Origin of the sequence: Spirulina sp. 06S082 (assembly GCF_034932145.1) — a bacterium.
Classification (GTDB): Bacteria; Cyanobacteriota; Cyanobacteriia; order Cyanobacteriales; family Spirulinaceae; genus CCY15215.
The window spans coordinates 1-8,809 of record NZ_JAYGHV010000317.1; the positions used below are offsets into that span (position 1 = coordinate 1).

Annotated in this window: 8 protein-coding genes; 5 read left to right on the forward strand and 3 right to left on the reverse strand. The window is 40.6% G+C overall.

The genetic code is table 11. The annotated features are described in order from the left end of the window. Window positions 1–119: 119 nt before the first annotated feature. Window positions 120–902 (reverse strand): YebC/PmpR family DNA-binding transcriptional regulator, encoded by a 783-nt coding sequence (locus VB714_RS19955; protein WP_323226427.1) that lies wholly within the window; start codon window positions 900–902, stop codon window positions 120–122. Between the two features lie 122 nt (window positions 903–1,024). Between VB714_RS19955 and VB714_RS19960 the strand changes: the two genes are divergently transcribed. From VB714_RS19960 to VB714_RS19980, 5 genes are all read left to right on the forward strand, one after another. Then, window positions 1,025–2,137: a TRAP transporter substrate-binding protein gene (locus VB714_RS19960; protein ID WP_323226429.1), complete on the forward strand. Its 1,113-nt coding sequence runs from the start codon at window positions 1,025–1,027 to the stop codon at window positions 2,135–2,137. Window positions 2,138–2,213: 76 nt separating this feature from the next. Further along, entirely contained in the window at window positions 2,214–2,750 is a 537-nt protein-coding gene (locus VB714_RS19965) for a TRAP transporter small permease subunit (RefSeq protein WP_323226430.1), read from the forward strand. A gap of 4 nt (window positions 2,751–2,754) precedes the next feature. Then, entirely contained in the window at window positions 2,755–4,086 is a 1,332-nt protein-coding gene (locus VB714_RS19970; protein WP_323226432.1) for a TRAP transporter large permease subunit, read from the forward strand. A gap of 503 nt (window positions 4,087–4,589) precedes the next feature. Then, window positions 4,590–4,946, forward strand: coding sequence for a hypothetical protein (locus VB714_RS19975; RefSeq protein ID WP_323226434.1), 357 nt, complete (start codon window positions 4,590–4,592; stop codon window positions 4,944–4,946). Then, complete coding sequence (locus tag VB714_RS19980; protein ID WP_323226435.1) at window positions 4,930–5,478, forward strand: hypothetical protein; 549 nt, start codon at window positions 4,930–4,932, stop codon at window positions 5,476–5,478. The genes VB714_RS19975 and VB714_RS19980 overlap by 17 nt, the downstream gene beginning before the upstream one ends. 17 nt (window positions 5,479–5,495) lie before the next feature. Here VB714_RS19980 and VB714_RS19985 read toward each other — a convergent pair whose 3' ends face one another. Next, on the reverse strand, window positions 5,496–7,538 hold the full coding sequence (locus VB714_RS19985) for a DICT sensory domain-containing protein (RefSeq protein ID WP_323226436.1): 2,043 nt from the start codon (window positions 7,536–7,538) through the stop codon (window positions 5,496–5,498). A 148-nt stretch (window positions 7,539–7,686) separates the two neighbouring features. Then, on the reverse strand, window positions 7,687–8,809 hold a 1,123-nt coding region (dndD, locus tag VB714_RS19990; protein WP_323226437.1), incomplete at its 5' end, for a DNA sulfur modification protein DndD.

Below are 8,809 nucleotides of genomic sequence, written 5' to 3' on the forward strand. Positions count from 1 at the left end.
ATTCTGCAAGATAGCCGTGAGAACTCGAATATTATTGGGGGTATCATCAACAATTAAAATCTCTGGGCTTGAATCCATACTGTCAGTATCATTCATAGTATTTATTCGTGATTTAATGTTTATTGATAATTCACTGATAATTGATAGTTGTTCAGCAACTCGTCGGTCATTTCAAAATTTGCGGTCACATTCTGAACATCATCTAAGGATTCCAAGGTATCAATTAACTTTAACAGCGATCGCGTTTGTTCGGGATCGTCAACTTCTATAGTATTAGTGGGAATCCAGCGCATTTCCGCTTCTTTGACGGGAAATTCTTTCTCCTGTAAAATTTGCGAGAGCAAGTTTAAATTATCAATTTCCGTAAAAACTTCTGCCCCGCAGGTCTCTTCCTCCTCCGTTAATTCATAGGTTTCTGCTCCTCCTTCGAGGGAAACTTCTAATAGCTGTTCTTCCTCAACTTCCCCTTCTAATAATACAACCCCTTTTTGCTCAAACATCCAACTCACGCACCCCGTTTCCCCCAGATTACCGCCATTTTTATTAAACGCCGATCGCAGATCCGCCGCCGTGCGATTGCGATTATCGGTAAAGGCTTCAATTAAAATAGCAATACCCCCAGGACCATAACCCTCGTAGCGAATTTCTTCAAACTTGGCTTCATCATCCTTATAAGTCCCTGCACCCTTGGCGATCGCGCGATCGATATTATCATTAGGAATTCCCGCCGCCTTCGCCTTCTCGATCGCCGTGCGAAGTTGAAAGTTTCCGTCGGGATCTGGCACCCCACTTCGTGCTGCGACTATAATTGCCCGAGATAATTGGGTAAAAGTCTTGCCTTTTTTAGCGTCTACCCGCGCTTTTTGGCGTTTGATATTTGCCCATTTACTATGACCTGCCATAATGCTCAAACCTCCATTTGTAAAGGATTGTATCTGTTTTAAGCTCAAATCTCATGTTACGGCTTGCAGGGCAATAAATGTGTTGTAAACTACTGAAGTTTCCCTAATTTTATAAAAAAATAATGAAACGTAGAAATTTTATTACCAATACCGCGATCGGGGCGACAACGGCGGCAACTTTAGCCGCTTGTAGTCCCACTAGCCCCTCCTCAACTGAAGCAGGGGAGAGTAGTTTGCCCAAAATAGAATGGCGCATGGCCACCAGTTGGCCATTATCTCTCGATACCATTTATGGGGGAGCCATTACAACCTGCGATCGCATTAGGGCAATGACAGGGGGACGCTTTGACATTACCCCTTATCCCGCAGGCGAACTTGTCGGAGGTTTAGAGGTTTTCGATGCCGTCCAAAATGGGGCGGTAGAATGCGGTCATACGGCGGGTTACTACTATATTGGCAAAAACCCTGCTTTGGCCTTTGGAACCTCGGTTCCCTTTGGTTTAACCGCCCAACAACAGAACGCTTGGCTCTATCATGGGGGGGGTTTAGAGGCGATGCGAAAAATTTACGCTGGTTTTAATATTATCAATTTTCCCGCCGGAAATACTGGGGCGCAGATGGGAGGATGGTTTAAGCGAGAAATCAACACCCCCGACGATCTCAAAGGGTTAAAAATGAGAATTCCAGGATTAGGGGGAAAAGTGATGGAACGTTTAGGAGTCAACGCCCAATCCTTACCAGGAGGAGAAATTTTTGTTGCCCTCGATCGCGGTGCCATTGATGCAGCAGAATGGGTTGGTCCCTACGATGATGAAAAATTAGGGTTATATAAAGCGGCTAAATTCTATTATTATCCGGGTTGGTGGGAACCGGGTCCAACCTTGGAAGTTTTCGTAAATCAAGAGATGTGGGAAACACTGCCCAAAGAATATCAAGAAATCTTGCAAACGGCGACTTATGAAGCCAATATGAATATGCTGGCCAAGTATGACGCACTCAACGGAGATGCACTGCAAACGCTACAGGAAGAACATGGGGTGCAATTGAGACAATATTCGGAGGATATTCTTAAGGCTGCACAAAAGGCTGCTTTTGAACTATACGAAGAAAATGCGAGTAATGATGCCACGTTTAAAGAAGTTTACGAACCCTGGAAACAGTTCCGCGATCGCATTTCTGCTTGGAATAGCATCAACGATCTCAGTATTGCGAGTTTTATTGCTAACAATAAATGAAAGGCAACAGGCAACAATTTGCTTATTAGCTCATTAAGATTTACCGTTCCCCATTTGTAATTGTTTATTGAAAAGGATGCAGCAACTTTTACGGATTTCGCGGGCGATCGATCGGCTTAATACATGGATTGGTCAGCTAACTTATGGGTTAGTTTTAATCATGGTCATTGTTGGGGTTTGGAATGTCATTGCTACCAATTTAGGTCGCTTTTTTGGACAATCTCTAACCTCTAATGCTTTCTTAGAAATACAATGGTATCTTTTTGCGATTATATTTCTTCTGGGTGCGCCCTATACCCTCCTACAAAATGGTCATGTTCGTGTCGATATTTTTTATAAAGATTGGAGTCGAAAAAGGAAAGCATGGGTAGATTTTTTGGGGGCGCTATTATTGTTGCTGCCTTTTTCTCTTCTCGGTATTTATTTTTCTTATGGAACTGTTATCAATTCATGGAAAATTCTTGAAATGTCACCGGATCCGAGTGGTTTACCTCGCTATCCGATTAAATCTATGATTATTGTTTGTTTTATCCTGTTAATATTGCAGGGAATTTCCGAAGCTATTAAAAATTGGGCAATTATTCAAGAACGCGATCGCATTACGAGAGAGTAAAAAAATGGGTTTGGATTGGCTAGGTCCGTTAATGTTTGCTGGGGCATTAGTTCTGTTATCTTTTGGTTATCCAGTCGCTTTTTCATTGGGAGGAGTTGCCATCATTTTTGGCATTATTGGCGTATCAGTAGGGGCATTCAACCCTATATTAATGAACGCGATGCCTCAGCGTATTTTTACCATTATGTCCAACTATACTTTGTTGGCAATTCCCTATTTTATTTTCCTCGGTTCTATGTTGGAAAAAACGGGAATTGCTGAACGTTTGTTGGAAACAATGGGGATTTTATTCGGGCGACTGCGAGGAGGTTTAGCCTTAGCAGTCGTGATTGTTGGCGCTTTATTAGCTGCTTCTACAGGAGTTGTTGCTGCAACTGTAGTAGCAATGGGATTAATTTCTCTGCCGATTATGTTGCGCTATGGTTACGATCAGAAACTCGCAACGGGTGTTATTGCAGCATCGGGAACTTTAGGGCAAATTATTCCTCCCAGTGTCGTTTTAGTCGTATTAGGCGATCAATTAGGGGTTCCCATTGGAGACTTATTTATTGGCTCTTTAATCCCAGGTCTTTTAATGTCTGGAGCTTTTGCACTTTATGTTATTACAATTGCTTTTATTCAACCTAATATTGCCCCTGCGTTACCTTCTCAAGTCCGAGAAATTGGTGGGAAAGCATTAACAATGCGAGTTATTCAGGTGATGATTCCCCCTTTATTACTCATTGCTTTGGTGTTAGGAAGTATCTTTTTTGGGGTAGCAACACCGACGGAAGCAGGTGCCGTGGGATCTTTAGGCGCGATCGCCTTAGCAATGGTTAATCGTCAATTAAGTTGGTCTGCATTGCGTCAGGTGTGCGATGCTACCCTGCGAATTAGTAGCATGGTGATTATGATTTTAATCGGATCTACTGCATTTAGTTTAGTTTTTCGGGGGTTACATGGCGATCGCTTTATGTTCGATCTTCTCTCTAATTTGCCTGGGGGGAGAGTAGGCTTTTTGCTGGTTAATATGTTGGTTGTTTTTATTTTAGGTTTCTTTATTGATTTCTTCGAGATTGCTTTTATTATTATTCCTATTTTTGCTCCCGTTGCAGAAGCATTAGGGTTAGATTTATTATGGTATGGGGTTATTTTGGGGGCGAATTTACAAACTTCTTTTTTAACTCCTCCCTTTGGGTTTGCACTGTTTTATTTGCGGGGAGTTGCGCCACCAGAAGTTAAGACAGAAGATATTTATCGCGGTGCTATTCCTTTTATTATCCTACAGTTGTTTGTTCTTCTATTGATTATTATTTTTCCTAGCTTGGTGACGTTTTTGCCATCTTTGAGTAGTTGAAATCGCGATCGCTTAGATGGTGATTTTATTTTAGTAGCTTAAGTAATGTCACATCACAATTTTTTTAAAGAACTTATTAAGTGGTCGGACAAAAACTTTGAGGCCATGTTTAACCACAGAGCAAAGGAAAGGGAAGCTCTTGCGTACATTCTTTACATCCGACCACTTATCATTACTGAAAATACCTGTGATAAACAATCCTAATGGTACTTCGTTGGTTGTATTTTTGAGGATTTTGATAAAAATGAGCTAAAATTAAGCTAGGATAGAAGAACAATGACATCAATCTAAATTGATCTAGCCCACTATATCGATTTTTGCGCTAATTTATAAAACATAAGTATTTTAGCTATTTTTTATGTAAAAGGTTGGTCAGTCTTATCTATCTCTAATAACAGTATTGTTATGTATAGCAAGTCTATTTGATTTGTAAACAAACAATCCAGCAATGCCAAGGTTTTCAGCCTACACATCCTTCATATCTCAATTAGTTTTGCTATAGTATGTCTCTCAATCATAGAAAGCAGATCAAAAATACAATTCAACCAATAACAGAGGAAGAGAATGATAGTTTGCCTTTTTCTCATTATTGGCTTGTCAACAATTCAAACGCAAGCGATCTAAAAATAAATGAATTAAGAGTATTTTTGTTACGTTTATCCGATCTGTATGCTAAAGGAGAAATCAGTAAAAAAGGATTTATTACTCTTATCGAATATACGTGTCAATTGTTTGTAGAGAGGGAGATTGAAGATAAACTAAGTGTATATTTGGAGCAAAAAGTATCGAATTTGTCTGATAGACTTTTCTCTAAAAATGTACTCATAAATTTGCTGGATTTGGATGAAACAAATGACTAACTTTGAGTCTAACAAGCCCGAAAAAAGAGATCCAGATATTTCAAAAGATAATCAATCAGAAGATTCAGAAGATTCAAAAGTTTCATCATCTGAAGACAATAATGATGAAGTTGTAGAAGGAGGCATTTCCAAACTGCCTAAACCTCTAGAGGAAATCTTCCCAGAAGAGTTCAAACAAAGAATGCCCAATTCTCTCAAAAAAGAAATAAGCTATTTATTTTCTATGCAACGTACAGGAATGGGTTCTTCTCTTGGTAACTTAACAGAAAAAATACAGCCAAGTCACATTACAAAATTTCTAGAAAATGATGCAAAGCAAGATGAACGGGCTTTTTTAGATTCGCAAGAATCCAAAAAATATACGCTTTGCTATGTTCTTATTTTTTGTCTGCTTTTTGTTTTTGTTACTGTATTTTTGGTTCAGAATGATATAAAAATTTATCAAGATTTAATTCGATTGTTTATTGTTTTTCTCGGTGGTTTTGGTAGCGGTATTGGTTACAAAAATTTAAGAGATAAACGCAATAAATAAATTCACACGAATCATTTTTATTTATTTATAGTTCGTCGATTTGTCGTTCGCTTTTTATTTTTTGTCGTTCGCTTTGTAGATTTAGCCGTTGTTTTTTGGGGAGTTGAAGGAGGAAGTTCAAAGATAGGAATCGTAAAATGAAAGCGACTTCCCTTATCTTTTCCTTCCGACTCAGCCCAAATTTCTCCCCCCCAATGTTGGGCGATTTGACGACAAATTGCTAAACCTAAACCGACTCCCCCCACTGTGCGTTGTAAGGATCCTTCTTCCTGATAAAAGCGATCGAAAACTGTTTCTAAGCGACTAGGTTCTATCCCCCGTCCTGTATCCGATACAGTCACTTCTAAATGTTCATTTCCATTGGTTTTAACCTCAATTAAAATTTCCCCATCAGCATCAGTAAACTTACAAGCATTATCAAGTAATTTGGCCACAACTTCCACCAACCATTCTCCATCGGTTTTCACTAAGGGTAAATCTTCTTGAATCGCCATGCGAATGCGAGGCATTTCTTGAGGAGATTTTCTCGCACTATTATTACTAATTCCTAGTTCGATACATTCACTCAAGGAAAGAACTTCAGGATTCCAGTCTACACGACCGCTCTCGAGTTTGGAGAGGGTGAGAAAGTCCTGAATTAACTTTCGCATCCGTTCTGCATCACCTAAAGCTGTATCGAGCATCACTTGACGGAGTTCCAAGGGCATATCCGGTTCTGTGGCGAGGCTTTCGAGACAAACTTGAATGGTGGAAAGAGGGGTTCGCAATTCGTGTCCGGTAATGGCGACCAGGTTAGAACTGGTGCGATCTAAGGCTTCTAGTTGTTTGTTGAGTTTTTCTAAGTGAGAGTATGCCTCCGCTTGAATTAGGGCAACCCCGATTTGATTGGCGATCGCCTCCACTAAGCTAGTTTCTTCTGAACTCCATTCCCCTGACTTCTCCCCACAATAGTGAAGTTCTATCATGCCCAATAAACGACTCTGATAGAGAACGGGCATCAAAAGCCAGGAAACGATCGCGGCATCTTCAACAACCTTTTGCCAAGCAGAAGCCCCGCGCTCGCTAAAGCGAGGGTCTTTGCGAACATCTTGAATGAAGATAGATTCTTGGGTTTCGATGACGCTTTGAAAGAACAGATTTTGCTCTAGCGGCCATTGTTTTCCTTTCAAGGAGACAATATTAGGACTGGGGAAATCATGGTCAATGGTGGCGGTTTCATCGCTACTGCTGCAACGATAAACGAGGGAACGACAGGCTCCCAATGTTTGCCCCAATTGCTCCACCGCAACTTGGAGAATAATATCGGGGTCTAGCGATCGCCGGATCGCTGCGGTCATTAAGTGAATAGAACGCTCTCTTCGCTCTTGTGCCTCCATTTTCCGATAGGCTTTAATTAGTTTATGCTGCCCGACTTGTAAATAGTTTACGAGACGATTAACAAAAGGATCGGGGCTAGTTGCGTCCAGTTCTGGAGGAGAAGAACGGATTTTGTATTGGTGTTGGAGATAGCGTTTTTTCGCCTTTTCAATCTTTTGGGTTAACTCTGGACGATAAATGGCGATGCGATCGAGTAATAATTCCGCAGCTTGAGTCGTAATAGCGCGATTTGAGGTCCATATTCCCTCAAAACGTCGGTTTGAGTCCATTGCCGATCCGGGGTTTTCTTCGCCTTCACTCACTGAGGTGCGTTCTCGACAGATCAAGCAGTTGGCATAATTATCGCCCAAAACCAGTAAGTGCCATTCATAAACGAGAGCATCTGTTGCTGGGAATGCAATGGTTTCATATTCTCCTGAATGATTTTTAAAGTCAGTTTCGGGTACTGCTAAAACGTAGACTTGCTGGCTTTTTTTGGCGATGCGGCGATAGCGATGAGCTTCTTGACGATAAAAGCGTTCTTGCTGAAAAGTGGCGATAACGAGGGGGGTATCGCTACTCGCAAGAACGCGGTCTTCCATTGCATGAGAGAGGGCAACGAGGGAAGATTTAAAGTACATCTGCGATCGCCAGTCTGGTAGATCGTGCAGCAGTTCTGTCAGAACGGAGGTCTGAATGCTCATCGGCAATAGGGGAGTTTGGGTTCGCAGGATGCGTTCCCGATCTTGTCGCTAGGTTGGGGTTTTGCTGACTCTAACATTTTTCGTTATCTTTTCAGTAATTATCCCGCCGATTTAACCCTTGTAGGAAACATAAATTAATAATTGTTCATTATTGGGCTGGGTTATCCCAAAAGTATCCTTTCTCAATGGTGGTTTGGCATAATTCGGAATCATATTTAAGGTAATACGATCGCGCGATCGCTTCCTGTTCTTGTAATTTTTTATATTCTGCTTGACCAATTTCTGTATCCGTCGAAAGGAGGATGACTTGGGAGGAGGCATAGGGAAAGTATCGTTCGACTAAATTGGCGCGATGGGATGAATCTAAACGCCCTAAAGGTGTATCAATGGCGATGGGAAGATTGCGTCCAGAAATTTTTGCGAGTCCCCAGAGAAAGGCGATCGCGAGGAGTTGTTTTTCTCCTGCTGATAAACGGTGTTTGGGAACTTCTTTGCCTTTGGGATCGTAGAGAGATAGTTTAAAAGTATCCGTATCAATGGTGACGATATGAACGAGATCGGATTTGTGGAGGAGATGACGGAAATATTGAGTTACTTCTGTTTCTAATTTGTTTAATTTTTTTAAGGTTAATTTTTCTCGAAATAGTTTTAAGGTTTGCTTGACTTTAGCGATGGATTGAAGAATATGTTCTTGGTTTTTGCGATCGATAGTTTCTCGACTATAGTTTTCTAATTTTTCTTTGATGGTTTCGATTTGGCGATCGAGTTCTTCGGTTTTTTGTTTTTTTGCTTCGGATTCTGCTTTGAGTTGAATAACATAATTGCGAGCAATTTTTCGTTCTTCTTCTAGTTGTGTATAAGTTTCTGGAGAAGGGGCTGTTTGTAGTTGTTGTTCGAGGGAAATGATTTTTTCTTCTAGATCCTGTAGGCGATCGCAATCTTTTTGTGTGCCTTGAATTTCTTGGGGGAGTCGATCCTGAATTAATACTTCTAAGGTATTTAATGTTTCACGATCTGCACCTAGATATGTTTGTATTTCTCCTTTCTCTTCAGTTGCAAAACTTTGATTTTCTTGCGCTAAAAAACTCTTGACTTTCTCTAACTTTTCTGGTACGAGAGATATATCTTGCAGATAATTTAAAAGGCGATCGTCTCGTTCTAAAATGACTTCTTTGGCATTATGTGCCAGACTTTTTTTTAATTCTTGTTCTCCTTTCTCTTTGGCTGTGATTAACAGAGGATAAATTAGAGATAAAGGTAGACTATTTGCA

Bases quoted from the DNA above. Each gene is read 5' to 3' on its own strand.
- VB714_RS19955 (WP_323226427.1), bottom strand. From the start codon at position 902: ATGGCAGGTCATAGTAAATGGGCAAATATCAAACGCCAAAAAGCGCGG.
- VB714_RS19960 (WP_323226429.1), top strand. From the start codon at position 1,025: ATGAAACGTAGAAATTTTATTACCAATACCGCGATCGGGGCGACAACG.
- VB714_RS19965 (WP_323226430.1), top strand. From the start codon at position 2,214: ATGCAGCAACTTTTACGGATTTCGCGGGCGATCGATCGGCTTAATACA.
- VB714_RS19970 (WP_323226432.1), top strand. From the start codon at position 2,755: ATGGGTTTGGATTGGCTAGGTCCGTTAATGTTTGCTGGGGCATTAGTT.
- VB714_RS19975 (WP_323226434.1), top strand. From the start codon at position 4,590: ATGTCTCTCAATCATAGAAAGCAGATCAAAAATACAATTCAACCAATA.
- VB714_RS19980 (WP_323226435.1), top strand. From the start codon at position 4,930: ATGAAACAAATGACTAACTTTGAGTCTAACAAGCCCGAAAAAAGAGAT.
- VB714_RS19985 (WP_323226436.1), bottom strand. From the start codon at position 7,538: ATGAGCATTCAGACCTCCGTTCTGACAGAACTGCTGCACGATCTACCA.